The sequence below is a fragment of the Methyloversatilis sp. S146-33 genome, from assembly GCF_059552495.1.
The window spans coordinates 1-25,591 of the sequence record NZ_JCANOT010000017.1 but is presented as its reverse complement, the minus strand read 5'-3'; the positions used below and the strand labels follow the sequence as shown (position 1 = coordinate 25,591).

The following is a 25,591-nucleotide window of genomic DNA, read 5'->3' as shown; positions in this document are numbered from 1 at the left end:
CCATGAAGATGGAACCGCTGGAAAGGGTGCGCGCACCCGGTGTGAAGGCAGGCAGCCGCCGTTTCGGCCGGCTGCTGCGCACGCTGGCGCGCGCCGGTCACGGCGGTGTTCTGATCTGCGGTGGTCAGGACGTGCAGTGCGACGCGCTGGCGATGGCGCTGGCGCGGCTGCGCGACCAGCCTCTGATGCGGGTCGAACTGGAAGCGGCCAACGACGAGCCGATCACTTCGGAACAGTGGCGCCCGTCGCTGCAGCAGGCGCGCGAACATTCGGCGCTGCTCTATCTGCACCTCGGCCAAGGCGCCGACACGGTTTTCGGCCGTACCGACCAGCGCATGGCCAGCGTGCGGGCCGAACACCTGCTGGCCGACGTGCAACGTGCCGGCGTCGTCGTCATCGTGGCCGGCGCTGAGCGCTACTGCATTGCGCTCGAGGCCTGCTGGCCGCGGATCAGGCTGCCTGATTCGACGCGCCGGACACTTTCGACTTCACCCAGGCCACTGCCACTGGCGCAAGTGATATCGCGATGATGGCCAGGATGACCAGCGTCAGGTTCTGCTTCACCCAGGGCAGGTTGCCGAACCAGTAACCGGCCAGCGTCAGCGACACCACCCACAGCAATGCGCCGGTCACGTTGAACATCGCGAAGCGGGCGTAGCTCATTCGCGCCACGCCGGCCACGAAGGGCGCGAAGGTGCGGATCAGCGGCATGAAGCGCGCGATGATGACCGTCTTGCCGCCGTGCGTCTCGTAGAAGGCGTGTGTGCGGTCGAAGGCCGAGCGGTTGAAGAAGCGCGAATTCTCCCAGCGGAACACCTTGGGCCCGAACCAGGCGCCGACCGCGTAGTTCACCGCGTCGCCCAGCACCGCGGCAATCACCAGCAGCACGATGAGCAGTCCGATGTGCATGCCGCCTGCCGCGGCGATTGCGCCGGCCACGAACAGCAGCGAGTCGCCGGGCAGGAAGGGCGTCACCACCAGACCGGTCTCGCAGAACACGATGACGAACAGGATGGCGTAGACCCAGGCGCCGTACTGGAGCACCAGAGCGGCGAGATGCTTGTCCAGGTGCAGCATGATGTCGACGAAGATGGTGAGCAGTTCCATGGTGTTGCCGGCTGAAATCGAACGGCGATGATAGCGGATGCATGTTGCGGCCCGTAAAATCGCGCACCGAACACCTTCTGCGCACCGCCATGCCCTCGATTCACCTGTTGCCCGACCTGCTGATCAGCCAGATTGCCGCCGGCGAGGTGGTCGAACGGCCGGCATCGGTGCTGAAGGAACTGCTGGAAAACAGCCTGGACGCCGGCAGTCGCGATATCCGCGTGCAGCTCGAAGCGGGTGGCGTCAAGCGGCTGCGGGTGGCTGACGACGGCTGCGGCATGCCGCCGGAGGACCTGCCCCTTGCGCTCGCCCGCCACGCGACGTCGAAGATCGCCTCGCTCGACGATCTGGAAGCGGTGGCCACCATGGGCTTTCGCGGCGAAGCGCTGGCGTCGATCGCCAGCGTTGCGCGTGTGACCATCACCAGCCGCGAAGCCGGCAGCGCGCACGCCTGGCGTATCGACAACGGCGGTTCGCCGGAGCCGGCCGCGCTCGACGCCGGCACCGTGGTCGATGTCGCCGACCTTTACTACAACACCCCGGCGCGGCGGAAATTCCTGCGCACCGAACAGACCGAGTACGGCCACTGTGACGACGTGTTCGGCCGCATCGCGCTATCGGTGCCGCAGGTCGCCTTCCAGTTGATGCACAACGGCCGACTGATGCAGCGCCTGCCGGCCGGCGACATGGCGAGCCGCGTGCGCGCGCTGCTTGGCGATGAATTCATGCAGCACGCGCGCCCGGTCGAGGCCGACGCCGGCCAGATCCGCGTCAGCGGCTACGCGGCCCAGCCAGCCTTCTCGCGCTCCGGGCGCGACGCACAGTATTGCTTCGTCAATGGCCGCTTCGTGCGCGACCGCCTGCTCGCGCACGCGCTGCGCGAGGCCTACGCCGACGTGCTGCACGGCGCGCGGCACCCGGCTTACGTGGTGTTCATCGAACTCGATCCGCGCGCAGTCGACGTGAACGTGCACCCGGCCAAGACTGAAGTGCGCTTCCGCGATTCGCGTGGTGTGCATCAGTTCGTCTTCCATGCGGTCGAGCGCGCGCTGGCGCCATCGACACAGGTGGCCGCAGCCGTCGCGCCGTCGTCGCCGTTCGAGCCGTTGCCGGAGCGCCCGCAATGGCCGTCCCTGCAGCAGGGCATGAATGTCGAACAGCCGCTGGCGCGCTACTTCGACTTCGTCCGCCAGGACGCACCGGTCGCCGCGTCAGCGTCGCCGGTGCTGCGCCCCGACCTGCCGGCGCAGCAGAACGACGCGCCGCCGCTCGGCTTTGCACTGGCCCAGCTGCAGGGCGTGTACGTGCTGGCGCAGAACAGTGCCGGCCTGGTGCTGGTGGACATGCACGCCGCGCACGAGCGCATCCTTTACGAACAGCTGAAGAAGGTGCTCGAAGGCGCGCCGGCGGTGCAGCGGCTGCTGATTCCGGCCGTACTGTCGATGAGCACGCGCGAGGTGGCGACCGCCTTCGAGTACGCCGACGTGCTGGAGAGGCTGGGCTTCGACATCGGTCAGGCCGGCCCGAACGAACTGATGGTGCGCGCGGTGCCGGCGCTGCTGGCGCGTGCCGACACCGGTGCGCTGCTGCGGGCACTGCTGGAGGAACTGCGCGAGGCGCCGGCCAGTCAGGTGGTGGAGCGCCGGCGCAACGAACTGCTGGCCACCATGGCCTGCCACGGCGCGGTACGTGCCAATCGGCTGCTTTCGCTGCCGGAAATGAACGCGCTGCTGCGCGACATGGAAGCCTGCGAACGCGCCGACCAGTGCAACCACGGCCGGCCGACCTGGGTCCAGCTCAGCATGGCGGAACTGGACCGCCTGTTCATGCGCGGCCGATGAGTGCGCCCGTACTGGTGCTGCTCGGCCCGACCGCCAGCGGCAAGACCGCGGCGGTCGCCCGCATCGCGCGCGCGCTGCCGATCGAACTGATCAGCGTCGATTCGGCGCTGGTGTTCCGCGACATGGACATCGGCACCGCCAAGCCCTCCGCCGAGGAACAGGCGCTATGCCCGCACCACCTGATCGACATCGTGTCGCCGGAAGAGGCGTATTCCGCGGCGCGTTTCGCGGCCGATGCGCGTCGCCTTATCAATGACGTTCGCGCGCGCGGCCGCATCCCGCTGCTGGCCGGCGGCACCATGCTCTACATCAAGGCGCTGCGCGAGGGGCTGTCCGATCTGCCGGAAGCCGACGCGAGCCTGCGCGCCGACATCGACGCGCGCGCGGCGGAGCAGGGCTGGCCGGCACTGCACGCCGAACTTGCCCGGCTCGATCCCGACGCCGCCGCCCGTCTTAAGCCGACCGACGCGCAGCGCATCCAGCGCGCACTCGAAATCGTCACGCTGACCGGCCGGCCGCTGGCCGAAAGTTACGCCCGACGAGAGGACGACGCGCCGCTGCCGCCGATGACCGTGCTGTCGCTCGAACCGTCGGACCGTGCCTGGCTGCACCGGCGCATCGAACAGCGTTTCGACCAGATGCTGGAACAGGGCCTGGTCGACGAACTGCGCAGGCTGCGCACGAAGTACCGGCTGGACGCCGGCATGCCGTCGATGCGCTGCGTCGGCTACCGGCAGGTGTGGCACTACCTGGAAGGCGAAGTCGATGCGTCGACCATGCGCGACACCGGCATCTACGCGACGCGTCAGCTGGCGAAGCGGCAGATCACCTGGCTGCGTTCGATGCAGATCGACCAGCGCATCGACTGCCTGCGCGACGATGCGGCGGATATGGTGATGGACGCGTTCGCGCGGGGCGTCCGGACACCGTAGTCGCTGCGTCAGGTCGGAGTGTCTTGTGTGGGAGCGACCTCTGGTCGCGATGCGGCTTCTGCGGGATGCGGGCTTCGATTCAGGCCGCTGTCGCGAGCAAGCTCGCTCCCACAGGAATCACCGGGCTCGGCGACAGGTCGAGCGCGCTTTGTGCGGGAGCGACCTCTGGTCGCGATGATGCCTCGGCGTGTCGCCGGCCTGCTCAGCAGCGCGGACTCATCGCCCGCTTCAGGTCGTCCAGCTTGTGGATGCGGATGTTCTTGTTGCTGACCGACAGCAGACCTTCGTCCTGCAGCCGTGACAGGCCGCGGCTGACCGTTTCCAGCTTCAGACCCAGATAGGAGCCGATTTCCTCGCGCGTCATGCGCAGGTTGAATTCGGTCGCCGAATAGCCACGCGAAGCGAAGCGTTGCGACAGGTTCACCAGGAAGGCGGCCAGGCGTTCTTCGGCACGCATGGTGCCGAGCAGCATCATCACCGCCTGGTCGCGCACGATTTCGCGGCTCATCACCTTGTGGAAGTGGTGCTGCAGCGTGTCGATCTCGCGCGACAGTTCGGACAGACGGTTGAACGGGATGACGCACACCTCGCTGTCCTCCAGCGCACGCGCGTCACAGTTGTGCTGGCCGGAACCGATGCCGTCCAGCCCCATCAGTTCGCCCGCCATCTGGAAGCCGGTCACCTGTTCGCGGCCATCTTCCGAGATCACTTCGGTCTTGAAGAAACCGGTGCGGATGGCGTACAGCGACTGGAAGGATTCGCCCGACAGATAGAGCGGCATGCCGCGCGGAACCTTGCGGCGGGCACCAATCAGCGTGTCGACGCGTTCCAGCTCGTCGTCGGACAGGCCGACCGGCATGCACAGTTCGCGCAGGTTGCAGGCAGAGCAGGCGACCTGGAGTCCCTGCGGGGTGATCGGTATCGATACGCTGTTCATTGATTGCGATCAATGCACGGTGATGGCCGCGCTTGCATGATGAACATACCGCAAAGTGTGCCAATAAATCATGAATGTCGCAAAGGAACTGGTGTTCGACCCGCAGCTGATGCGTCGTTTCGACGTACCGGGGCCGCGCTACACCTCATACCCCACCGCCGATCGCTTCAATTTCTCGCACGACGCGCGCGCCCATGCTGCACGTCTTGCGGCGCGCACGGCGAGCGCCGGTCCGCTGTCGATCTACGTCCATATCCCGTTCTGCGACACGATTTGCTACTACTGCGCCTGCAACAAGATCATCACCAAGGATCACGCGCGTGCCGACGCCTATCTCGACACGCTGCTGCGCGAAATGGCGATGAAGGCGTCGCTGGTCAAGGGCAGCCGCGAGATCGCCCAGTTGCACCTCGGGGGCGGTACGCCCACCTTCCTGAACGACGCACAGATGACGCGGCTGATCGAGGGACTGCGCACGCACTTCCGTGTGTCCGACAGCGCCCAGTGCTCGATCGAGCTCGATCCGCGCGGCGTCACCGCGGCCCGCATTGCACACCTGGGTTCGCTCGGCTTCAACCGCATCAGCGTCGGCGTGCAGGATTTCGATCCGGTCGTGCAGCGGGCGGTCAACCGCATCCAGAGCGTCGAAGAAACCGAAATCGTGCTGAAGGCGGCGCGCGAGAACGGTTTCGTATCGACCGGCGTGGACCTGATCTACGGCCTGCCGGGCCAGACGCTGGACAGTTTCGACGCGACGTTGGCGACACTGATCCGGCTGGCGCCGGACCGCGTGGCGATCTACCACTACGCCCACCTGCCCAAGCAGTTCATGCCGCAGCGGCGGATCGACGAAGCCATGCTGCCTGGCCCGGAAGTGCGGCCGCAATTGCTGCGTCTGGCGATCGACCGGCTGCACGAGGCGGGCTATGTGCATGTGGGCATGGACCATTTCGCCCGCCCGGACGACGAACTGGCGCAGGCGCAGCGGCACGGCCGCCTGCAGCGCAACTTCCAGGGCTATTCGACGCACGCCGGCTGCGACCTGCTCGGTCTGGGCGTGTCGGCCATCTCGCGCGTCGGTGCGAGCTTCGCGCAGAACCACCGGACGATAGAGAGCTGGACCCAGGCCATCGATGACGGCGAACTGCCGGTCATGCGCGGTCTGAACATGACCGCCGACGACAGCGTGCGCAGCGCCGTGATCGGTGCGCTGATGTGCCATTTCGAGTTGTCGATCGAAGCGATAGAAAGCGCGTACGCCATCGATTTCAAGAAGTACTTTTCGGCGGAGCTGGACGAGCTGGCGGAGCTCGAAGCGGCCGGTCTGCTGACCATCGAGCCGGACTGGATCGCCATCACGCCGCGTGGGCGCCTGCTGGTGCGCGCGGTCTGCATGGTGTTCGACCGCTATCTGCGTCTCGACAGCGAAACGGTGCGCTACTCTAAGGTGGTGTGAGCCGGCGATCCGACCGACCGGCGCGCGTTTTCCACCGGACCTTCAATGAACCTCGGATTGGCAGCTGTTTTCGTCGTCGGCCTGCTCGGCGGTGTGCACTGCGCCGGCATGTGCGGCGGCATCGTGTCGGCGATCTCGGCCGGCGTGCCGCAGCCCGCGCGTCGCGGTTGGCGCGCCCAGCTGCCCGCACTGGCGATGCACGCGGCCTACAGCGGTGGGCGCATCGCCAGCTATTCGCTGGCTGGTGCGGTAGCCGGTGGTGTCGGCGGCGTCAGCCTGCTGGCCGGCGACGCCGCGCCGGTGCAGATGACGCTCTACGTGCTCGCCAACCTGATGATGATCGCGCTCGGTTTCTATCTGGCTGGTTACACGCGCCTGCTGGCGCCGGTCGAGGCACTGGGGCGGCCGCTGTGGGCGCGCATCCAGCCGCTGGCCCGGCGCTTCCTGCCGGCGCGCACGCCGGCGCAGGCGCTGGGCGTCGGTCTGCTCTGGGGTTTCCTGCCCTGCGGTCTCGTCTACAGCATGCTCGGACTGGCGCTGCTGTCGGGTTCACCCGGCAGCGGGGCACTGATCATGCTGGCCTTCGGTCTGGGCACGCTGCCCAACCTGCTGCTGGCCGGCATGCTGCTCACCCGGCTGCGTGCGGCGACCCGACATCCGGCGCTGCGGCGGGTGGCCGGGCTGCTGGTGCTCGGCTTCGGCATCGTCGGTCTGGCGCGGGCATCCACGCTCGGCGACGGGCTGTGGAACGGCCTCATCTGCCATACTTAGACACCTTCCTATAACAAGTGTCGAGAACACCATGCGTATCCTCCTTGCCGTAGACGGTTCCGATCATGGCGTGCGCGCCACGGCCGAAGTGCTGCGTCTTGCCGCCATGCTGACCAATCAGCCCGAAATCCACCTGCTGTTCGTGCACGCCCCGGTACCGGGTGGTCTGCTGCAGCACCACGTCAGCCGTGAAGCGCTGAACGACTACTACCGCGAAGAAGGGCAGGACGCCGTGCGCTCGGCGCTGGAAACCCTGCGCAACGCGAAGATCGAGCCGGTGCTGCACCTGCACGTCGGCCCGCCGGCCGAAACCATCGCCCGCTACGCGGAACAGCACGACTGCGAAATGATCGTGATGGGCCGTCGAGGTCACGGCGCGCTCGCCAGCTTTGCCCTCGGCTCGGTAGCCAGTGGCGTGCTGCACCACTCCAACCGCCCGGTGCTGCTGGTCAAGTAAGCCCGGTACGGCCGGTGGCGCCTGCTCAGGTGCGCCGGCCGCCCGCACGCTGCCTCGGGCTCTGCCTCAAGAATTCGCTGTGGCGCGCCGTTAGCGGGACATGATGTCAATTTTTGTGTCCCGCACCCCCTCATGAGCGCACCCACCGCCACCGCATCCGATCCGCTCGAAGCCTGGGTGGACCGCCTGCGCAGCCAGGACATGCCCATCTTCAGCGCCACGCTCGCCGCCATCGGCGAGGTCGCGGGCGACGAGGCGAGTCCGACTTCCGCGCTCGGTACCATCATCCTGCGCGACGCCGGCATGACCGCACGCGTGCTGCGGATGGCCAATTCCGTTTTCTTCCGTGGCGAAAGCCAGCGCGTCAGCACGATTTCGCGCGCCATCGTCGTGCTCGGCTTCGACACGGTGCGCAATATCGCGGTGTCGGTCGCGCTGATCGATGCCTTTCTCGCCGGTGGCGTGCGCGAACGCGTGGCGGCCGAAATGGCGCGCTGTTTCCACGCCGCGGTGCATGCGCGGCACGCCGCGTCGGCGCGCGGCGACGCGTCGCCCGAGGAAGTGTTCATCGCGACGCTGCTGTCGCATATCGGCGAAATGGCCTTCTGGTGCTTTTCCGGCGAAGTGGGGCAGAAGCTCGACAAGGCGCTGCGCCAGAGCAAGGCGCAGCCGGAACAGGTCGAGATGGAGGTGCTGGGCTTTCGCCTGCGCACGCTGACGCAGCAACTGGCGCGCGAATGGGCGCTGCCCGGCCTGGTCGTGAACGCCTGTGCCGACGGCGTGCGGCTGGACAGCCGCGAGGCGCTGGTGGTCGCCGGCTACCGGCTCGCCGTGGCGGCCGAGGGCGGCTGGGACTGCGAACGCGCACGCGGGGCGATGCGCGATTACGCCAGGGTGCTGCGGCAGGACATCGCCACCGTCGCACCAGTGGTCGCCGCGCACGCGCGCGAGGCGGCCCGCATCGCCGGCTTCTACGGTTGCGAGGACGCGGCAGCGCGCATTCCGCAGCCGACACCGGCATCCGATGCTGCGCCGGCGGAGGTTGGCGACGGCGCCGAGGCGGATCCGCTGCTGCAACTGGATGTCGCGCGCCGCATGACCGCACTGATGGCGGCCCGTTCGGCCAGCACCGCGGTGCTCGATCTGGCGCTCGAAGGCGCAGGTCGCGCGCTGGGTGCCGACCGCGCGGTGCTCGCGCTGGTGGCACCGAATCGCGCGCAACTGGCTGCGCGCGCGACCGAAGGTCACGGCGCGCAGCAGCTGATGCGCCATTTCACTTTCCTGCTCGCCGGTGCGCCGCGCGACGCGCTGACCGAACTGGTCGACCACGGCCGCGTCATCGATATCGATGCCGACCACGTGCCCGCACCCGGCCTGCCCTCGGTGGCCCGCCTGCGCGCTGCGCTGGGCGAGCGGCACCAGATACTGGTGCCGCTGCACGCGCAGAATCAGGTGGTCGGTGTGCTCTACATCGATCGCGCACCGTCACGGCCGCCGTTTCCGGCCGGTACCCAGGACGCGCTGCTGCATCTGGCGCAACTGGCCAGCCTGGCACTCGACGCCGCTGCCACGCCGCGCCGCGGCTGAGGCGCGGACGCGGCGCGCGCGGCTCAGCCGCGACGGCGGCGGGCGGCTGTGCCGATCAGGCCGAGACCGGCCAGCAGCAGTGCGTACGTTTCCGGCTCGGGCACCGGCGCCAGCGTCAGCGTGCCGGCCATCAAACCGCTTTCTTCGAAGCCCTGAACGGTACCGGCCGGGATGTCGATGGCCGCGCCCACCCAGCCCGGGCGGGTGATGTAGCTCAGCGACAGCGTGACTTCGGCGCCGACCACGGTGTCGAGGCTCAGATCGAACGCCTCCATCGAGCCATTGCCGGTATAGCTCACCGATTGACCGCCCCAGGACGCGATCAGGCTGAAAGACGTGTCGGGCTCGATCACCGACAGGCTGGCCGAGAACAGCGACTCGGCGGTGCCGCTGATCAGCATGCGGATGGCGCTGCCGGCAGCTTCGCCGTCCGACGCGATCTTCAGCGTCGTATCGAGCGTCACGCGCGACGATTCAACCAGACCCTGCAGGCCCGGTATGCCTTCGAATCCAAGCACCGAGGTGCCGCCGAGGGTGAAGCCGACCGCCGAGGCGTCGGTCTGCGCGTCAAGCGTGACTTCGCGCACCCAGTCGTAGCGGATGGTCGAGCTGCCTTCGGTGGCCGAGTCGCTGTACATGCCGAAGCCCAGCAGCGCTTGACCCGACGACAGGTCTTCGACCTGGGCGTCGTCCGACACCGTGCCGAACATGCTGGTGGTGGCTTCGACATAGGTATAGCCACCGACGAGGCTGGGGCCGACGATCTGGAAGTGGGCAGCCTGTGCGGACAGGCCGGTAGCGGCCAGCGCGAGCGCCAGCGTGGTCTTGATCAGGTTCATTCTCTGTTCTCCGGAATCGGATAAGGGGGTCAGTCGTTCCTGGTGATGCGGTTCTGCGGGCCCGGCGCGACGCCGGTCGGGTTGGCCTGCAGATAGGCTTCGAAGGCGTCGGTATCGACCGCACCGCCGAGGCGCTGCGTGCCATCCTTCAGCACCGCGAAGCCGTCGCCGCCGTCGGCGAGAAAGCTGTTCACCGTCACCCGGTAACTGGCCGACGGATCGACCGCCACGCCGTCCAGCGTCATCGACGTGACGCGCGCGTTGCAGGCGTTGCCGGCGGTGTAGGCGTAGTGGAAGCCGCGCGACACCTGCAGGATGCGGGTCGCGGTCTGGCCGTTGCAGCCGTTGAACTGGGTTTCCAGCAGCGTGCGGATCTGGGCGCCGGTCAGCGTCATGGTGACCAGCGAATTGCCGAAGGGCTGCACGGTGAAGGCGTCGCCGTAGGTCACCTTGCCGTCCGGCGCATTGAACGGCAGATCGGCACGGATGCCGCCCGGATTCATGAAGGTCACCACGGCTTCGCCGGTGCCGGCGTCGTCGGTCGCGTCGAGCTGGGCGTCGGCGATCACGTCGCCCAGTGCCGATTCGCCTGCCGTGTTCTGCGAGCGGCTGATCGCCGCCGTGATCGTGCCGATCACGCGTGCCTTGGGCACGGCGGACAGCGCGTCGTAGTGCGCCACCAGATCGGTCAGCGCCGCGTCTTCCTCGGTCGTGGTGCCGGTGACGAGGTTGTTGGCGGCCACCGCGATCACGTCACGCGTGCGGGTATCGATGGTGAGATCGATGTCGCTGAGGTTGCGCGCATACTGGCCGGCCGACGTGACGCGCACCGGCTGGCCGGCAGCGTTGTTGATCAGGCAGTTGTATGCGGCATGGGTGTGACCGGACACCACCAGATCGACCTCGGGATCGAGCCGGTTGACGATGCCGACGATGGGGCCGGACGCGCCGGTGCAGCCATTGATGCCGCCGGACGCAAAGCCGCCTTCGTGGATCAGTACGACGATGGATTCGATGCCCTGCGCCTTCAGCTTCGGGATCAGCGCATTGACGGTGTCTGCCTCGTCGTTGAACTGCAGGCCGGCCACGCCGGACGGCGACACGATGCTCGGCGTGCCCTCCAGCGTCATGCCGATGAAGGCCACCTTGCTGCCGAGGAAGTCCTTCACGCCGTAGCCGGGGAACACGGTGCTGCCGGTGGCGGTGTCATGCACGTTGGCGGCGAGGAAGCGGAACTTCGCGCCGGCGAATTCGCCGCCCTTCAGATCCTCGTTCATGCCGAGGCCGGAGTAGACATCGGTCGGGTGATTGCCGCCGTGCTGCATGCGCAGCAGTTCGTCCTTGCCTTCGTCGAACTCGTGGTTGCCGACCGCATTGAAGTCGATGCCGATGCGGTTCATCGCCTCGATCGTCGGCTCGTCCTTGAACAGTGCCGAGGTCAGCGGGCTCGCACCGATCATGTCGCCGGCCGACACCACGGCGTGCAGCGGGTTCTGCGCCTTCAGTTCCTTGATGCGGGTCGAGAAGCGGGTGACGCCCGGGTTGCTGCCCGAACCTTCGAACGGCTTGATGTAGCCGTGGAAATCGTTGAAGGCGATCAGCTTCACCTTCAGCGTGGTGCCGATCTGCGAGTTGCGTGCAGCGATCAGCAGGCGGGCGCGTTCGACCGCACTGATCTTGCCGGCCTTCTGCTGCGCCAGCGTCACTGACGATACGTGGGCGATGAAGGCGGCCTGATTGCCCCACGGGTCCTCGTCGCGGATCTGGCCGTCGACGGTGGTGCAGCTCGCGTCCAGCACGCGGTCCGGCACGCCGCTGTCGGTGCTGCCGAAGACCACGTTGCCGCTGTAGCTGCCCGGGACGCAGGCGAATGCCGCCTGACTCAGTGCGCCAGCGATGGCCAGTGCGAGAAATTTGATGCGCATGGTGATGTTCTCCAGAAGGTGAGGGGTCAGCGCCGCGCGTGGCGACGGGCCAGCGACAGCAGACCAAGGCCGGCCAGCAGCAGCGCGTACTGTTCGGGTTCGGGGACGGCGCTCACTTCAAGTGCGATGAACTGCGTGCTCTGCGTGGCGCTGAAGTTGTTGTCGGCGACGAGCACCAGCGTGCGGTTGCCGTTGGCCAGCGTCTTGCCCCAGCTCACGCCTTCGATGTTGTCCAGCGTGATGCCGTCAAAGGTGATCGGCATTTCCAGCAGCAGCGTGCGGCGCATCGGCGTGTAGTCGGCGCCGATGAGGCTGGCGAAGCTGCTCACGTCGGTGGTGTCGGCGGTGATTTCGGCCAGCGTAAGGCGGATGGTGTTGCCGACGCCAAAGGCGAAGGCGCGCTCGATCGCGATGAACTGCGTGTCGGAAATTGCCAGCAGTTCGGGCAGACCGTTGTCCGGGCCGAAGGGCGCACCCGGCACCGCGTCGACCGGAATCGGCGGCAGTTCGTAGGCATATTGCGCACCGGCCGCGCCGCTCACCGGGTCGAGCGCGGTCAGGCGCACCACGCTGCCGTTGCTGATCGACGTGAGCGGGCCGTCCTGCACCAGCGCGTCTTCGTTGGCGGTGTAGATCGTGCCGTTCGGCGTCACCGTCAGCGCTTCGAACAGCTTGTTGTTGCGCCCGCCGGTGCTGGCGTTGTCGACGTAGTTGTACAGGGCGGGCGTGGCGAATTCGCGCACGAACACGCCCGAGGTCGTCATCTCGCGGACGAAGGGCTGGTAACGGCTGGCGGCGTTCGCGTTCCAGTTGCCTTCGGAGGACCAGTACAGATTGCCGTTCGGCGCGACGCGGATGCCTTCCGGGTCCACCGTGCGGGCGTTCGACGGGAAGGTCGTGCCGTCCGGGCGCTGCATATAGGTCTGACTGTTGAGGGTTACGCCGTTGAAGCCGGCGGCGTCGTAGTCCAGCGACAGGTTGTAGAAGCGCGGCGTACCGCGCTCGCCACCGCGGTCATCGGCGATCGCCCAGTACGTGCCGTCGGCGGCGCGATCGAGGCCGGAGATGCCGCCAAATTCGACACCCTGGAACAGCGTGCCGGTGGGCAGCGAGGTCGCGCCGATCACGCGCAGCGAGAAGTCGGCCGCGTGCGCGGCGCCGAACGAGAGGGCCACAGCGGTGGCCAGAAGCAGTTTCTTCATGATGGATTCCGGCAGGCGTGACGAACCGGCCCCGCTGCTGCGGGGCCGGCGCGAAGGATCAGCGGCGGCGCTTTGCGGCGAAGCCGATCAGGCCCAGGCCAGCCAGCATCAGCGCGTAGGTCTCGGGCTCCGGCACCGGGTTGGCCAGGCTGATCTTCAGGAACTCGGTGTGGTCGGAACCGAAGTCGCGACCGCCGGTGCCGGGGTAGTTGTTGTCGTTGATCACCAGCAGCGTGTTGGCGTCGAGGATGAGCACGTCCTCGATGGTCACGTAGGGGAAGGTGAAGCCGGTGAGGCCGTCGCCGTTCAGGTCGTCCGGGTCGGCGATGTTCATCAGGTCGACCAGTTCGGTCTTGGTGACGAAGCCGCCGTCGGCGACACCGGTGGTGTCGGCGATGAAGATCTTCTTGAACGGCGTGCCGCTGGTGGCGGTGCCGCCGTTGCGCTCGATCACCAGGAAGCGGTGGTCGTCGATCGCCGTCATGTCGCCGATGGCGGTGCCTTCGGCTTCGAGCTGGTACAGGTAGTCGAGGCCGGTATAGCTTTCGCTGTCGATGCTGAATTCATTGATGCGCAGGCTCTTCGCCGGGTCACCGGCCACAGTCTTTTCGAGCAGCGTGTAGAGCTTGTCGCCGCTGGCGTTGATGGCCATGCCTTCGAAACCGCCCGAGCCGCCGAGGTTGCTGGTGACCGAACCGTTCAGCACCGCTTCGTGCTGCGGCGCGAACACGCCGGGCAGCGCGATTTCGCGGCGCTGGACCACGCCGGTGGCGTCGGTCTTGACCAGGTAGGGGCCGAACTCGTCGCCGAACCACAGATTGCCGTTCTTGTCCTGGCGCACCGATTCGACGTCGAGATCGGCACCGGTGAGCAGGCGGCCGGCCTTGATCGACGGATCGACCAGCGGGTTGGCGGCGTTGTTGTAGTAGTGCGTGTAGTCGGCCTGGACCTTGATGCTCAGCAGGTTCTTCGGGTCGCTCAGCGTGATGCGGCTGGCTGCGTTGAAGGCGGGCAGCGAAGCGCCGGTATTCCAGTTGGCGGCGGACACGGTGCCGCTGCCGCCCAGCGCGGTGCGGAAATCGACATTCACCGCATAGCTGCGCAGCAGCGTGTCGGCCGAGTTGCCCTGCGCGCCGAAGCCGTTGTCGGTGATCACACGGAAGCTGCCGTTGGCGCCGGCCAGCACGCCGGAGAAGCCCTGCACCGGCTGCATGTCGATCAGCGGCAGCGGGTTGCCACCGGCACCGGCGCCGGCAAACTGACCCGAGGTCGGGCCGTCGGCGAAGGTGTTGGCCGGCATCACGGCCCAGCCGGACAGCGTGTTCTGTGCGGCGTTGGCCGAGGTGGCGGCAAAGGCGGCCGCCACGGCCAGCACCAGGGTGAGTTGCGTGCGTGCGTTCATGTCGTGTCTCCCACAGGTTTCATGCCGGCGGAGTGCCGGGAACGCGCCGACCTTAGGGAGCGGTCTTTTCAATGCCGTGAAGGGCGGGTGAGCCGTTCGGCCCATGCCGCCTGCAAATCCGCGCCCGGCCGGGGCGTGCGTGGCGAGATGGGGGTGCCCGCGCAGCCTTGCAGCCGCCGCCGGCGCACGCAGCAGATGACGGCCGTGTGACGGAATGCGTTTCTTCCTGTTACGCCGCGGACCCCGTGCACGGCCCGGCAACGGCTGCGGCCTGCATGTAAACTCCGCGCTTTACCTCCCGCGAACCGAGCCTGCCATGCCCGTGAACTACCAGACGCCCCCCGCCGAATCCATCCTGCCGGTCGCCGGCGTCCGTCTGGGCATCGCCCAGGCCGGCATCCGCAAGGCCAACCGGCGCGACCTGTGCCTGATTTCGCTGCTGCCCGGCGCGCGCGTGGCCGGCGTGTTCACGGTGAACCGCTTCTGTGCCGCACCGGTGCAGGTGTGCCGCGACCATCTGTCGCGCAGCGACATCCGCGCGCTGGTCATCAACACCGGCATCGCCAATGCCGGCACCGGCGAGCCGGGTCTGGTCGCCGCGCACGCCACCTGCGTCGCGGTGGCCCGCGCGCTCGAACTGGCGCCGGAGCAGGTGCTGCCCTTCTCGACCGGCGTGATCATGGAGCCGCTGCCGGTGGACCGCATCGAGCGTGGCATCCCCGCCTGCATGGACGATCTCGACGAGGCCAACTGGTACGAGGCGGCGCACGCCATCATGACCACCGACACCATCGCCAAGGCCGGCTCGCGCACGCTCACGATCGACGGCCGCCGGATCACCATTACCGGCATCAGCAAGGGCGCCGGCATGATCAAGCCGAACATGGCCACCATGCTCGGCTTCATCGCCACCGACGCGGCGGTGTCGCAGGCCGCGCTGGAAGACATGGTGAAACACGCCGCCGACCGCTCGTTCAACTGCGTCACCGTCGATGGCGACACTTCGACCAACGACTCCTTCATGCTCATCGCCTCCGGCACGGCCGGCAATGCCGAAATCACCTCGCTCGACAGCGCCGACGGCCGTGCGCTGGCCGACGCGGTCACCTCGCTGGCGGCCGAACTGGCGCAGGCCATCGTGCGCGACGGCGAAGGCGCGACCAAGTTCATCACCATCGAAATCGAAGGCGGCCGCGACGTGCCCGAGTGCAAGGCGGTCGGCTACGCGATCGCCCACTCGCCGCTGGTCAAGACCGCTTTCTTCGCCTCCGACCCCAACCTCGGCCGCATCCTGGCCGCGGTCGGCAACGCCGCGCAGACGCACCCGTCGCTGGCCGATCTGGACACCTCGAAAGTGAGTCTGTGGATCGGTGACTTCCTGGTGTCGAAGGACGGCGGACGCAACCCGGACTACAAGGAAGAGCAGGGCGCGGCCGCGATGGCGCCGGCCGAGATCACGATACGCGTGGCGCTGGGCCGCGGCGACGCCCGCGCCACTTGCTGGACCTGCGACTTCAGCTACGACTACGTGAAGATCAACGCGGACTACCGCAGCTGAGTGCCATGAACGCGCCGATCAGGCGGCTGTCGCCCGCCGAGCTCGAAGAACTCGGTCGGTTTCTGGCCTCGCCACAGCTTCAAGCCACGGCGATGAGCGTGCCGATGCTGGAGGGCTTTCTGACCGCCGTCGTCGTCGGCCCGCGCCAGGTCATGCCGAAGGAGTGGCTGGCCCGGGTGTGGGACTGGCGCGACGCGCGGGTGGCGCCGGACTTCGACGACGAAGACCATGCCGAGCGCGTCATCGCGCTGGTGATGCGCCTCTTCGACCGCATCGAAGACATCTTCCTGAAGCGCGCCGATGCCTTCGAGCCCATATTCACGCGGCGGGGCGAACAGGCCGTCATCGAATGGTGCGAAGGCTTCCTGGTGGGTACCCGCTTGAGCCCCGACAAGTGGGCCGAAATGTGGGACGAGTACCCCGACCTTGCCGCACCTCTTACGCGCCCTGGAACAGACGAGGGGCGCGCGACGCTGCGCGACGGCGAAGCCATGCTCTGGGGCAAGCTCGTGCCGCCGGTGCTGGTCGCGATCCACGAAATCTGGTTCGACCTGAGGAGCGCTGACCCGGAAGGGTTGGGTGAGGACGATTCCGCGTACGTCGGCGCCTCCGTCGAATCCTGCTTTCGCGCCGAGCCGAAGGTGGGGCGCAACGACCCTTGCCCCTGTGGCAGCGGGAAGAAATTCAAGAAGTGCTGCGGCAGCGGAGAGCAGTCGGTGCACTGACTCAACGCCCCCGGCCCCGACACCTGGTGCGAGCGAGCTTGCTCGCCATCGCGGCCGGTATTGACGCCGGTCGCTTGCCAAGGCCGTATCGCGGCCAGAGGCCGCTCCCACGAGACACGCGCGGGCTGGTCAAGCCAGGCGCGCTTTTGTGTAACCGAGCTTGCTCGCGATGGCGGCGTCGATTCGGCGCTGCAGCGCAGGCGGGGCCTCTGCCTACGCCTCCCAGCGCCGTGATTGCAGCGCGGCAGCCACTGCCTGCGCGCGCGCTTCGAGCAGGGCGTCGGCGGCAATCGCCGCTTCGTCGACGCCCCGGCAGGCGGACAGCGCGGTGCGCAGCATCGCAGCCTTGGGGTAGGGGCGAGAGGCGCGTCCCGGGTAGGCGCGGAAATCGCAGGTGCATAGCGTCATCAGGTGATCGAAGCGCTCGGGCTGACCGAAGGCATCCACCCGCTCAAGCATCGCCGTGATCGAACCGGCGCGCATTTCCGCCGCACGGTGAACGCGCTCGCATTCGGCGTTGGCCAGCAAGGCCAGATCGACGCAGTCGTCCGGCACGCCGAAGCGCGCGCTGATCGCCTCGATGCGCGGCACCCCGCGTTCGATGTGCCGGTAATGCACCGGCAGGTGCTCGCGCGGCGAATCCGACTTGCCGACGTTGAACACCAGCGCCGCGTAACGCACCGCGAGCGGCGCATCGCGGCGCGCCGCTTCATCGACGGTGCGCAGCAGGTGCTCGCCGATATCGACCTGATCCGGGTCGTCCGCAATCTGCGGTACGCCGAACAGCGCATCGACTTCGGGCAGCAGCACGGCCAGTGCATCGCACTCGCGCAGCGCACGCAGCATGCGCGACGGCGCCCGCGCCGACAGGCCGCGCGCCAGTTCGCGCCAGACGATCTCGGGCGCGAGATCGGCCAGCACGCCGGCGGCCACCTGTTCGTACATCAGGTCCAGCGTGTCTTCGTCGATCCCGTCGTCCTGGCTCGCCGCCAGCGCCGCCATGCGCAGCACGGTGAGGGCGGGGCTGGCGAGCATGTCGGTGAGGGACTTGCCGAACGGGCCGGGGGTGAGGTTCGCGCTCATGAATTTTGTCTTCGTGGGGTGTCCGGTGCGCATTCTGGCGCCGTCGCTGAGCAGTGCATCGTCGATGCCCCGACCTTTCGCCCCCCGCCGCGACCGATGGCCCGTTCGGACCACGTTGCGGCGCCGACACCGTCATGCAGTCGACACCCGCCGCATCGATGATGAGAATCTCGCTACCGCGCCCGGAGTCCCGAATGTCCTCGTCCTGTACCTCACCCAGCCGTCGCCGCCTGCTCCAGGGTTCCGGCGCGCTGGCCGCCACCCGCTTCACCGGCCTGATGGGCGCGCTGTACGCGCAGAACGCGCTGGCCGCCACCGGCAAGCAGACGGTGTCGGCTCTGTCGCCCTACGGCGCGCTGGCGCCGGTCAAAGACGCAAGCACCGGCCTGCCACTGCTGCAACTGCCGCCGGGCTTCAGCTACCGCAGCTTCGGCTGGACCGGTGACAGCATGAGCGACGGCAACCCGACGCCCGGCAATCACGACGGCATGGCCGTGGTCACTTCGCGCCGCGCCGGCCGCAGCACCGAACTGGTACTCGTGCGCAACCACGAGCGCGGCCTGGTCGCCACGCCGGCCGAAGCCATCCAGGCGCCGCGCAGCTACGCCACCCAGCCGGTGAACGGCATCATCACCGTGTATTACGGCAGCCTGCCCATCCGCATCGGCGCCGGCGGCATCGTGACCGACCCGTCGGCCGCCGCGCCGGCGCCCTTCGTCGGCTATCCGGCCGGCGGCACCACCAACCTGCTGTTCCGCGACGCGGCTTGGGCCGGCGCCACCGGTTCGATCGGCGGCACGCTGGGCAACTGCGCCGGCGGCCCGACGCCCTGGGGCACCTGGCTCACCTGCGAAGAAACCATCTACGACTTCTCCGGCATCGGCGGCAAGAAGCACGGCTATGTGTTCGAAGTCGACGCCGACGCCGGTGACTCGATCGCCGACCCCATCATCGGCATGGGCCGTTTCGTGCACGAAGCAGTGGCGGTCGACCCGACCACCGGCTACGTCTACGAAACCGAAGACAACCGCAACGTGTCGGCCTTCTTCCGCTACGTGCCGGCCGACACCTCGGGCGAACTGGGCAGCCTGCACAACGGCGGCAAGCTGCAGGCGGCGCGCATCAAGACCATCGTGCGCAAGGCCGCGCCCGCCACGCTGGCCCAGGCCAACGACCAGGGCCTGCTGAACCCCGACATCGGCGACGAATACGAACTGGAGTGGGTGGACATCGCCAACCCCGACGCCGACCCGGTGGTCGTGGCCGGCCAGCCCGGCGGCGTCAGCCTCGCCTTCATGTCCGGCCCCACCCATCAGGCCATCAGCCAGGGCGGCGCCCGCATGAGCCGCGGCGAAGGCATCTGGTATTCCGCCGGCAAGATGTTCATCGTCGATACCGCCGCCGGCACCGACAGCCGCGCGCGCGTCGGCCAGGGCGAAGGTGCGGTGTGGGAACTGACGCTCGCCACCATGCGCCTGCGCGCCATCTTCGTCAGCGGCAACCATACCGCCGGCAACAACCCGGACAACGTCACCGTCAGCCCGCGCGGCGGCGTGCTGCTGTGCGAAGACGGCGGCGGCACCACCGACGCCTACGGCAGCGGCAACCGCCTGCTCGGCCTGAACCCGGCCGGCGAGGCCTACATCTTCTGCAAGAACAACGTGAACCTCGCCGCCGACCAGATCGCCGCCGCCGGCAAGACCGTGGCCGCGGCCGACTATCGCAACTACGAATTCTGCGGCGCCTGCTTCGACCCGACCGGCCGCGTGCTGTTCGTGAACATGCAGACGCCGGGCATCACCGTGGCCATCACTGGGCCGTGGGCCAAGGGCAATCTCTGAACCTGAAAACCTCAGTTGACCGCTTGTCATGAAGTCGAGAGCTCTGCCCATCAAGGAGATTTGTCAGTTTGCGTTGCTCACCCTCCGGGTGAGACCGCTTCGACGTCGCGTGCACGGCCGGCGGTGCGCCCGGCCGCGTTGCTCGTCCTTGCAGGGAGCCATCCTGCCGCGTCCTCGCGCCTTGCCGTACACCCCGCCAACCGCACCCACGACGCCGATCAACTGAGGTTTTCAGGTTGAACAACGATTCCGGAGCCATCACATGAACATCCGCCGCACCCTCGCCGCCGCGCTGTGCGCCTTCGCACTCGCCCCTGCCGCCCACGCTTACACGCTCGACGTCGTCGCTGCCAACGGCAACACCGTCGACACCAGCTTCAGCACGCCGGACATGCTGTCCATCGACTTCGGCCTGATCAACACGCTGCCGGTGACGTTCACGCTGACGCGCGACGACAGTGACCTGCCGATGCTCAACTTCAACGCCATCGTCCGCAATTACATCGGTCTGGGCTTCGAAAGCCTGACGCTGACGATATCCGGCGGCCTGTTCAACACCCTCGGCAGCGCCGGCGGCACCTTCGGCTCGGTCGCCACCGTCACCGGCAGCCACGACAGCGCACGCATCACCTTCAGCGGCCCGGAATACGTCGAAGCCGCGCTCGGCGACTGGTTCCTCGACGGCAGCCAGACCGACTTCGTGCTCGACATCGCCAACGCCACCGGACCGGTCACCCTGACGCTGACCGCCGCGGTGCCCGAGCCCGAAGGCTGGGCCATGATGCTGGCGGGGCTGGGGCTGCTCGGCGCGGTGGTGCGTCGACGTCGCTGATGCTGCATTCGCTGCTCGCCCGGGATTGGTGTAGCGTGCTGCGCTCTTGCCGCGACAGCGGCTTCAGCGCGGACGGAATGGTCAGTGAGCGAAGCAGTTCTGCAATGGAATGAAGGCGATGTTCAACTCGGTGCCCGCTGGCAATCCGAAGCGGGCGTAGCCCCCCCGAAGAAGGTGGTCGTCGCCGACGACACGCTGACGGCCGACATGGCCTTCCGGCTGGCGAGCGAGGGCACGGCGCTGCTGTGGCGCGGCGACTTCCAGAACGCGCGGCAGTTGCTGCAGGCGATGGCGCGGCGGGTGGATCGCAAGCCGCGCAAACCGGCGGCCACGCTGCGCGATGCGTTCAACCAGCACCGGCTGGCGCAGTCGCAGCGGGCGCGCACGCTGGGCATGCTGCTGATTCCGTTCGAGGCGGGTCACGTCATTCCGCTGCGCCGCGCGCCGGACGTGGTCGAGGCCTGCACGCAGGCGCACGGCGAGGCGACAGAGCCCTATGTCTGTTCGCTGCGCGAGCTGTTGGGCGTGATCAGCGCCTACGAGTGGCGACGCAATGGCGTCGACATTCCGGCGCTGTGCGCGCACATCCACCCGCATTACGGCGTGTTTTCGCCAGTGCGCGGCGAGTATGTCGATCTGGTGGCGAAGGCGCCGCTGCCGGCAGCGCTGAAGGAGGATTCGACCGCTTTCGACATCGGCACCGGTACCGGTGTGCTGTCGGCGGTGCTGGCGAAACGGGGCATCGCGCGCGTGGTGGCGACCGACCAGGATGCGCGCGCGCTGGCCTGTGCGCGCGACAACGTTGCGCGGCTGGGCCTGGGTGCGCAGGTCGAAGTCATCGAAGCCGATCTGTTCCCGGCCGGCCGCGCGCCGCTGGTCGTGTGCAATCCGCCCTGGCTGCCGGCGCGACCGAGTTCGCCGCTGGAATACGCCGTCTATGACCCGGACAGCCGCATGCTGCGCGGCTTCCTCGCCGGGCTGGCCGCGCATCTGGCGCCGGGCGGCGAGGGTTGGCTCATCCTCTCCGATTTCGCCGAGCACCTCGGTCTGCGCGCGCCGGACGAACTGGCGGGGCTGATCGATGCGGCCGGGTTGAAGGTGGCGGGCCGGCTCGATGCCCGACCGCGTCACCCGAAAGCCTCCGACGCCACCGATCCGCTGCACGCGGCGCGTGCAAAGGAAGTGACGACGCTGTGGCGACTGGTGGCGGCCGACGCATGAGCTACTACGTGATCGGCCACATCCGGGTGCGGGATGCCGCGCGCTGGGCGGACTATCGTGCCCGCGTCGGCGCCACGCTGGCACCCTTCGGCGGCGAACTGGTGATGCGCGGCCGGGTGGATGCGGTGCTGGCCGGCGACTGGCCGGGCACCGATACCGTGGTGCTGCGCTTCGTCGATGCGGCCAGCGCGCGCGCCTGGCACGACTCACCGGCCTATCAGGCGCTGGTGCCGCTGCGCGAGGCCGGGGCCGACGTGGTGCTGGTCGGTTACGAGGGCGAGTAGCCCGCCGGAGCCTTTTACGCCCGGCGCTTCAGCCGGTGGCCCACAACACGAGGCCGATCAGCACGACATTCACCGCGATGGCGGCGAACAGCCCGCCGAGCAGGAAGTGCTGCGGGCCCAGCCCCTCGGTGGTGCGGTTGATCATCCGTGTGCGGCCGATGCCGGTGAAGGTGAGCAGGATGATTTTCAGCGCGCGCAGACTGCCGCGCAGCAACGGTACGGGGGCGTGATCCATCGTGCGATTGTGCCCGATCGGCAGCGCGCTGCGCTCGTGGCATCATGCGGCGATGACATCCGGAAGCGATCCGATGGACGACAACCTGTCACGCACCGATGCGCAGCAGCGCGCCGACGACATCCACGCTTTCCGCCGCGAACAGGCGCGGCTGGTCGCCGACGGCATGGCGACGGCCGACGCGGCAGCGATCCGCGCGCATCACGACGCACTGCTCGCACGCTTCGCCGCACGGCCCGATGTCGACACCACGCAGCGCGCGCGCCAGCTCACGCTGGGCCTGCGCATCGCCTCCTTCCTCGGCGCGCTGGCGCTGGCGGCCAGCGTGTTCTTCCTGTTCCGCCAGTATTGGCCGCTGTTTCCGGAAGCGGTACAGGTGATCGTGCTGGCCGGCGCTTCGCTCGGCACACTGGTGCTCACCGCCTGGTTGCACCGGCGCGACGCCTCCGGCTACTTCACCAAGCTGGCCGCACTGGTCGCCTTCGCCTGCTTCGTGCTGAACCTGAGCCTGCTCGGTTCCAGCTTCAACATCACGCCGTCGGACAGGGCACTGCTGCCGTGGGCGGCTTTCGCGCTGCTGCTCGCCTACACCTGCGAACTGCGCCTGCTGCTGGTGGCCGGGCTGGTCTGCATCACCGGCTTCATCGCCGCCCGCGTCGGCACCTGGACCGGCATGTACTGGCTCAGCGTCGGCGAGCGGCCAGAGCATTTCTTCCCGGCGGCGCTGCTGATGTTCTGCGTGCCCTTCTTCGTCGATCACCGGCGTCACCCGGGCTTCGATGCGACCTGGCGGCTGGTCGCGCTGCTCGCGCTCTTCCTGCCCATGCTGGTGCTGTCGAACTGGGGCCGCGCGAGCTATCTGCCCTTCGATGCGGATGTGGTCGAAGGCTTCTATCAGCTGGGCGGCTTCGTTGCCGGCGGCCTGCTGACCTGGCTCGGCGCGCGCCGCGGCTGGCCCGAGGTGATGAATACCGCGGTCGTGTTCTTCGTCATCTTTCTGTACACCAAGCTGTTCGACTGGTGGTGGGCGGTGATGCCGAAATTCCTGTTCTTCCTCGTGCTCGGGCTGGTGGCGCTGCTGGTCATCCTGGTGCTGAAGCGCTTGCGGGCGGTGACGTCGATGGAGGGCGGGCGATGAGGCGCGCGCAGAAAATCCTGCTGGTGGGCGGTGTGGCCCTCATCGTCGCGGTGAATGCCTTCGTGCTGGCGGGCGTGGCGTGGAACCGCTCGGGCGAGCCGGGCAGCGCGCTCACCCTCACGCAGCGCGAGCTCAGCCTGCCCTACGCCTTCGGGCTCGACGGCGAGCGCGGCGGCATCGACGTGGCGCTGCTCTGGCGCGCGCCGATGCGCGACGACAATGCGGATGCCGCGTATGACATGCACTACGGCCGTGGGCCCGACTGGCTCGACGCCGACAAGCTGCGCGCACTGGGCTTCGACCTGAAGGAAGAGCGCGACGCCCACCGCCAGAAGCGCGAGGTGTACGTCGTGCTCGAACTGGCCGGTGCCGACTGGCAGGCGGCGCTGGCGCAGGCGCAGCGCCGGCTGGATCGTGCGCTGGCCCGGGGCGACGCCGAAAAGCAGGATGTCGACGCGCAGAAGTCGGCGCAGGAGGCGCTGAAGTACGAGCAGCAGAAGGCGTCGCGCCTGTTCGCCGTCGACGCCGGGCTGGACGCCGCTGCGCTGCGCCAGCGCTATCCGGACACGCACCGCCACCTCATCGTCGTGGCGACGGTGACGCCATCGGTGATGGTGATCGACAAGAAGACCACCTTCAGCGGCCACATCGGCGAACTGGCGGTCGCCCGCATCAGCGTGCCGCACGCGCTGCGCGGCGCGATGGACGGCATAGACCGCAGCGCGCTCGACAGCGGCCGCGCCACCTTCGAAATGGACGTCGCGTGGGGCCGCCGCTTCGAACCGTGGGTGACTGCGGTGCGGCCGCAGCGCGCAGCAATGGACGAATAATCCTGAAAACCTCAGTTGACCGCTCGCCATGAAGTTGAAAGCCCTGCCCATCAAGGACATTGGACGGTTTGCATCGTTCACCCTCCGGGTGAGACCGCTTCGACGTCGCGTGCACGGCCGGCGGGGCGCCCGGCCGCGTTGCTCGTCCTTGCAGGGAGCCATCCTGCCGCGCCCTCGCGCCTTGCCGTGCACCCCGCCAACCATGCCCACAACGCCGATCAACTGAGGTTTTCAGGATGAAGCAGCCGATCACCGGCTACCTGATCGACGAGGAGGGCGACTGGGTCGCCCGGCTCGCCTGCGGGCACCGCCAGCACGTGCGCCACCACCCGCCTTTCATCAACCGCCCCTGGGTGGTGACGGAGGAGGGGCGTGCGGCTCACCTCGGCGCGCTGCTCGAATGCCCGCGCTGCGACGCCTTCGAGTGGCCGGACCACATCGTCGAACAGGCAGGACGCGACCGGCGGTGATATCGTCCGCAGCCTCATTTTCAGGGTAAGCAGCATGCGCAGCGAAGGTCGCATCCGGTCGTGGAAGGACGACAAGGGTTTCGGATTCATCACGCCGGATGGCGGTGGCGAGGACGTGTTCGTGCACATCAGTTCGTTCGACGTCGAGGGGCAGCGCCCAACCGAGGGTCAGCGCGTGGCGTTCGATCTCGGCCGCGACCGCAAGGGGCGGCGCTGTGCGCAGCGGGTGACGCTGGCCGGCGTGCCGCTGAAGACGCGACGGGTCGAAGTGCGCGACGAGGCGTCGCCGGCGCAGTGGGGTGGCGCGACGCTGTTCCTGATCCCGGCCTTCCTGTTGCTGATGGTGCTGGTCAGCGTGCTGTGGCAGGCGCCGCACGGCTGGTTCCTGCTCTATCTGACGGTCAGCCTGGTGACTTTCGCGCTGTATGCGATCGACAAACAGCAGGCGGCGATCGGCGCGATGCGCGTGCCCGAACCGCGCCTGCACCTGCTGGCCCTGGTCGGCGGCTGGCCGGGTGCGCTGCTGGCGCAGCAGTTCCTGCGTCACAAGACGGTGAAGGCTTCGTTCCGCCGTGGTTTCTGGATCACTGTCGTCGGGAATGTCGCACTCTTCCTGCTGCTGACCAGCCCGTTCGGCCGCCCGCTGGTGGCACGGCTGCTCGGCTGACAGCTTCCAGAAGAGCTCGACCCGGCGCCGCGCACTGCCCACCGCCGCTGTCGGGGTCGGAAGACCCTCCCACAGGATCCCGGCGCCAGCCACAGATCGGGCGCACTCCCTGTGGGAGATTCTATGTTCCGCCGCAAGCGTTTTCGTGTTGTTTCGGGACATAGTCTGCGGCGTTCTTCATCAGTGAGAAGGCAACGCGCGCGAGTTTTCGGGCCAGCGCAACAAGCGCCTGGGTGCGGCTGAATCCGCGC

Annotated in this window: 25 protein-coding genes and 1 pseudogene; 17 read left to right on the top strand and 9 right to left on the bottom strand. The window is 68.0% G+C overall.

Features of this window, described 5'->3' with window-relative positions; all coding sequences use genetic code 11:
* Positions 1-2 precede the first annotated feature (2 nt).
* Complete coding sequence (locus AC51BJ_RS04120) at positions 3-530, top strand: hypothetical protein (protein ID WP_304004133.1); 528 nt, start codon at positions 3-5, stop codon at positions 528-530.
* On the opposite strand, the gene AC51BJ_RS04115 is transcribed toward AC51BJ_RS04120, so the two are convergent.
* Positions 451-1,107 carry a DedA family protein gene (locus AC51BJ_RS04115; protein ID WP_496279415.1) on the bottom strand — a complete coding sequence of 219 codons (657 nt, stop codon included), beginning with the start codon at positions 1,105-1,107 and terminating at the stop codon, positions 451-453. The genes AC51BJ_RS04120 and AC51BJ_RS04115 overlap by 80 nt on opposite strands.
* Before the next feature lie 89 nt (positions 1,108-1,196).
* Here AC51BJ_RS04115 and mutL point away from each other — a divergent pair, with 89 nt between their 5' ends.
* Both mutL and miaA read left to right on the top strand, forming a co-directional pair.
* Positions 1,197-2,948: a DNA mismatch repair endonuclease MutL gene (gene mutL, locus AC51BJ_RS04110; protein ID WP_496279434.1), complete on the top strand. Its 1,752-nt coding sequence runs from the start codon at positions 1,197-1,199 to the stop codon at positions 2,946-2,948.
* Positions 2,945-3,880 (top strand): tRNA (adenosine(37)-N6)-dimethylallyltransferase MiaA, encoded by a 936-nt coding sequence (gene miaA / locus AC51BJ_RS04105; protein ID WP_496279414.1) that lies wholly within the window; start codon positions 2,945-2,947, stop codon positions 3,878-3,880. Before mutL ends, miaA begins: the two co-directional genes overlap by 4 nt.
* Positions 3,881-4,082: 202 nt before the next feature.
* On the opposite strand, the gene fnr is transcribed toward miaA, so the two are convergent.
* Entirely contained in the window at positions 4,083-4,817 is a 735-nt protein-coding gene (gene fnr / locus AC51BJ_RS04100) for a fumarate/nitrate reduction transcriptional regulator Fnr (RefSeq protein WP_425762716.1), read from the bottom strand.
* A 70-nt stretch (positions 4,818-4,887) separates the two neighbouring features.
* On the opposite strand from fnr, the gene hemN reads away from it, so the two are divergent.
* The 4 genes from hemN to AC51BJ_RS04080 all read left to right on the top strand — a co-directional run bounded on the left by hemN (position 4,888) and on the right by AC51BJ_RS04080 (position 9,088).
* Entirely contained in the window at positions 4,888-6,273 is a 1,386-nt protein-coding gene (gene hemN, locus AC51BJ_RS04095; protein WP_304004140.1) for an oxygen-independent coproporphyrinogen III oxidase, read from the top strand.
* Between the two features lie 45 nt (positions 6,274-6,318).
* Positions 6,319-7,044 carry a sulfite exporter TauE/SafE family protein gene (locus tag AC51BJ_RS04090; protein ID WP_419542169.1) on the top strand — a complete coding sequence of 242 codons (726 nt, stop codon included), beginning with the start codon at positions 6,319-6,321 and terminating at the stop codon, positions 7,042-7,044.
* 31 nt (positions 7,045-7,075) lie between these two features.
* The gene (locus AC51BJ_RS04085) at positions 7,076-7,501 is read left to right on the top strand and encodes a universal stress protein (protein ID WP_304004143.1); all 426 of its coding nucleotides are present in this window, start codon (positions 7,076-7,078) and stop codon (positions 7,499-7,501) included.
* Positions 7,502-7,633: 132 nt separating this feature from the next.
* Complete coding sequence (locus tag AC51BJ_RS04080; protein ID WP_496279413.1) at positions 7,634-9,088, top strand: HDOD domain-containing protein; 1,455 nt, start codon at positions 7,634-7,636, stop codon at positions 9,086-9,088.
* 23 nt (positions 9,089-9,111) lie between these two features.
* Here the strand turns inward: AC51BJ_RS04080 and AC51BJ_RS04075 are convergent, their stop codons facing one another.
* From AC51BJ_RS04075 to AC51BJ_RS04060, 4 genes are read right to left on the bottom strand one after another with little or no spacing between them, the layout of a single operon-like run.
* Positions 9,112-9,927, bottom strand: coding sequence for an FxDxF family PEP-CTERM protein (locus AC51BJ_RS04075; RefSeq protein ID WP_496279412.1), 816 nt, complete (start codon positions 9,925-9,927; stop codon positions 9,112-9,114).
* 29 nt (positions 9,928-9,956) lie between these two features.
* Positions 9,957-11,852, bottom strand: a complete 1,896-nt coding sequence (locus tag AC51BJ_RS04070) for a bifunctional metallophosphatase/5'-nucleotidase (RefSeq protein ID WP_496279411.1) — start codon at positions 11,850-11,852, stop codon at positions 9,957-9,959.
* A gap of 26 nt (positions 11,853-11,878) precedes the next feature.
* Positions 11,879-13,054, bottom strand: coding sequence for an esterase-like activity of phytase family protein (locus AC51BJ_RS04065; RefSeq protein WP_496279410.1), 1,176 nt, complete (start codon positions 13,052-13,054; stop codon positions 11,879-11,881).
* A gap of 58 nt (positions 13,055-13,112) precedes the next feature.
* A complete protein-coding gene (locus AC51BJ_RS04060; RefSeq protein WP_496279409.1) occupies positions 13,113-14,456 on the bottom strand; it encodes an esterase-like activity of phytase family protein in 1,344 nt (447 codons plus the stop codon).
* Between the two features lie 316 nt (positions 14,457-14,772).
* Between AC51BJ_RS04060 and argJ the strand changes: the two genes are divergently transcribed.
* Together argJ and AC51BJ_RS04050 are read left to right on the top strand one after the other, a co-directional pair.
* A complete protein-coding gene (gene argJ, locus AC51BJ_RS04055; RefSeq protein ID WP_430433080.1) occupies positions 14,773-16,014 on the top strand; it encodes a bifunctional glutamate N-acetyltransferase/amino-acid acetyltransferase ArgJ in 1,242 nt (413 codons plus the stop codon).
* 5 nt (positions 16,015-16,019) lie between these two features.
* Positions 16,020-16,739: a UPF0149 family protein gene (locus tag AC51BJ_RS04050; protein ID WP_496279408.1), complete on the top strand. Its 720-nt coding sequence runs from the start codon at positions 16,020-16,022 to the stop codon at positions 16,737-16,739.
* Between the two features lie 213 nt (positions 16,740-16,952).
* Here AC51BJ_RS04050 and AC51BJ_RS04045 read toward each other — a convergent pair whose 3' ends face one another.
* Entirely contained in the window at positions 16,953-17,822 is an 870-nt protein-coding gene (locus AC51BJ_RS04045; RefSeq protein ID WP_496279407.1) for a tRNA nucleotidyltransferase/poly(A) polymerase-related protein, read from the bottom strand.
* Between the two features lie 194 nt (positions 17,823-18,016).
* Between AC51BJ_RS04045 and AC51BJ_RS04040 the strand changes: the two genes are divergently transcribed.
* The 4 genes from AC51BJ_RS04040 (at position 18,017) to AC51BJ_RS04025 (ending at position 22,000) form a co-directional block, all read left to right on the top strand.
* A complete protein-coding gene (locus tag AC51BJ_RS04040; RefSeq protein WP_496279406.1) occupies positions 18,017-19,663 on the top strand; it encodes a PhoX family protein in 1,647 nt (548 codons plus the stop codon).
* Between the two features lie 262 nt (positions 19,664-19,925).
* Complete coding sequence (locus tag AC51BJ_RS04035) at positions 19,926-20,495, top strand: PEPxxWA-CTERM sorting domain-containing protein (protein ID WP_496279405.1); 570 nt, start codon at positions 19,926-19,928, stop codon at positions 20,493-20,495.
* Positions 20,496-20,579: 84 nt separating this feature from the next.
* A complete protein-coding gene (locus AC51BJ_RS04030; RefSeq protein WP_496279404.1) occupies positions 20,580-21,716 on the top strand; it encodes a methyltransferase in 1,137 nt (378 codons plus the stop codon).
* Positions 21,713-22,000, top strand: coding sequence for a DUF1330 domain-containing protein (locus AC51BJ_RS04025; protein WP_496279403.1), 288 nt, complete (start codon positions 21,713-21,715; stop codon positions 21,998-22,000). The genes AC51BJ_RS04030 and AC51BJ_RS04025 overlap by 4 nt, the downstream gene beginning before the upstream one ends.
* 28 nt (positions 22,001-22,028) lie before the next feature.
* Here the strand turns inward: AC51BJ_RS04025 and AC51BJ_RS04020 are convergent, their stop codons facing one another.
* Complete coding sequence (locus AC51BJ_RS04020; protein WP_232419705.1) at positions 22,029-22,235, bottom strand: DUF2970 domain-containing protein; 207 nt, start codon at positions 22,233-22,235, stop codon at positions 22,029-22,031.
* A 73-nt stretch (positions 22,236-22,308) separates the two neighbouring features.
* On the opposite strand from AC51BJ_RS04020, the gene AC51BJ_RS04015 reads away from it, so the two are divergent.
* From AC51BJ_RS04015 to AC51BJ_RS04000, 4 genes are all read left to right on the top strand, one after another.
* Entirely contained in the window at positions 22,309-23,373 is a 1,065-nt protein-coding gene (locus tag AC51BJ_RS04015; RefSeq protein ID WP_496279402.1) for a DUF2157 domain-containing protein, read from the top strand.
* Complete coding sequence (locus AC51BJ_RS04010) at positions 23,370-24,203, top strand: DUF4824 family protein (protein WP_496279401.1); 834 nt, start codon at positions 23,370-23,372, stop codon at positions 24,201-24,203. Before AC51BJ_RS04015 ends, AC51BJ_RS04010 begins: the two co-directional genes overlap by 4 nt.
* 236 nt (positions 24,204-24,439) lie before the next feature.
* A complete protein-coding gene (locus AC51BJ_RS04005; protein WP_430433090.1) occupies positions 24,440-24,673 on the top strand; it encodes a DUF3565 domain-containing protein in 234 nt (77 codons plus the stop codon).
* Between the two features lie 34 nt (positions 24,674-24,707).
* A complete protein-coding gene (locus tag AC51BJ_RS04000; protein WP_019919323.1) occupies positions 24,708-25,340 on the top strand; it encodes a DUF1294 domain-containing protein in 633 nt (210 codons plus the stop codon).
* Positions 25,341-25,461: 121 nt separating this feature from the next.
* On the opposite strand, the pseudogene AC51BJ_RS03995 reads toward AC51BJ_RS04000, so the two are convergent.
* Positions 25,462-25,591 (bottom strand): annotated as a pseudogene (locus AC51BJ_RS03995) (IS110 family RNA-guided transposase); the annotation flags it as partial.

Coding starts and splice junctions, on each gene's coding strand:
- AC51BJ_RS04120 (WP_304004133.1), top strand. CDS start 3: ATGAAGATGGAACCGCTGGAAAGGGTGCGCGCACCCGGTGTGAAGGCA.
- AC51BJ_RS04115 (WP_496279415.1), bottom strand. CDS start 1,107: ATGGAACTGCTCACCATCTTCGTCGACATCATGCTGCACCTGGACAAG.
- mutL (WP_496279434.1), top strand. CDS start 1,197: ATGCCCTCGATTCACCTGTTGCCCGACCTGCTGATCAGCCAGATTGCC.
- miaA (WP_496279414.1), top strand. CDS start 2,945: ATGAGTGCGCCCGTACTGGTGCTGCTCGGCCCGACCGCCAGCGGCAAG.
- fnr (WP_425762716.1), bottom strand. CDS start 4,817: ATGAACAGCGTATCGATACCGATCACCCCGCAGGGACTCCAGGTCGCC.
- hemN (WP_304004140.1), top strand. CDS start 4,888: ATGAATGTCGCAAAGGAACTGGTGTTCGACCCGCAGCTGATGCGTCGT.
- AC51BJ_RS04090 (WP_419542169.1), top strand. CDS start 6,319: ATGAACCTCGGATTGGCAGCTGTTTTCGTCGTCGGCCTGCTCGGCGGT.
- AC51BJ_RS04085 (WP_304004143.1), top strand. CDS start 7,076: ATGCGTATCCTCCTTGCCGTAGACGGTTCCGATCATGGCGTGCGCGCC.
- AC51BJ_RS04080 (WP_496279413.1), top strand. CDS start 7,634: ATGAGCGCACCCACCGCCACCGCATCCGATCCGCTCGAAGCCTGGGTG.
- AC51BJ_RS04075 (WP_496279412.1), bottom strand. CDS start 9,927: ATGAACCTGATCAAGACCACGCTGGCGCTCGCGCTGGCCGCTACCGGC.
- AC51BJ_RS04070 (WP_496279411.1), bottom strand. CDS start 11,852: ATGCGCATCAAATTTCTCGCACTGGCCATCGCTGGCGCACTGAGTCAG.
- AC51BJ_RS04065 (WP_496279410.1), bottom strand. CDS start 13,054: ATGAAGAAACTGCTTCTGGCCACCGCTGTGGCCCTCTCGTTCGGCGCC.
- AC51BJ_RS04060 (WP_496279409.1), bottom strand. CDS start 14,456: ATGAACGCACGCACGCAACTCACCCTGGTGCTGGCCGTGGCGGCCGCC.
- argJ (WP_430433080.1), top strand. CDS start 14,773: ATGCCCGTGAACTACCAGACGCCCCCCGCCGAATCCATCCTGCCGGTC.
- AC51BJ_RS04050 (WP_496279408.1), top strand. CDS start 16,020: ATGAACGCGCCGATCAGGCGGCTGTCGCCCGCCGAGCTCGAAGAACTC.
- AC51BJ_RS04045 (WP_496279407.1), bottom strand. CDS start 17,822: ATGAGCGCGAACCTCACCCCCGGCCCGTTCGGCAAGTCCCTCACCGAC.
- AC51BJ_RS04040 (WP_496279406.1), top strand. CDS start 18,017: ATGTCCTCGTCCTGTACCTCACCCAGCCGTCGCCGCCTGCTCCAGGGT.
- AC51BJ_RS04035 (WP_496279405.1), top strand. CDS start 19,926: ATGAACATCCGCCGCACCCTCGCCGCCGCGCTGTGCGCCTTCGCACTC.
- AC51BJ_RS04025 (WP_496279403.1), top strand. CDS start 21,713: ATGAGCTACTACGTGATCGGCCACATCCGGGTGCGGGATGCCGCGCGC.
- AC51BJ_RS04020 (WP_232419705.1), bottom strand. CDS start 22,235: ATGGATCACGCCCCCGTACCGTTGCTGCGCGGCAGTCTGCGCGCGCTG.
- AC51BJ_RS04015 (WP_496279402.1), top strand. CDS start 22,309: ATGGACGACAACCTGTCACGCACCGATGCGCAGCAGCGCGCCGACGAC.
- AC51BJ_RS04010 (WP_496279401.1), top strand. CDS start 23,370: ATGAGGCGCGCGCAGAAAATCCTGCTGGTGGGCGGTGTGGCCCTCATC.
- AC51BJ_RS04005 (WP_430433090.1), top strand. CDS start 24,440: ATGAAGCAGCCGATCACCGGCTACCTGATCGACGAGGAGGGCGACTGG.
- AC51BJ_RS04000 (WP_019919323.1), top strand. CDS start 24,708: ATGCGCAGCGAAGGTCGCATCCGGTCGTGGAAGGACGACAAGGGTTTC.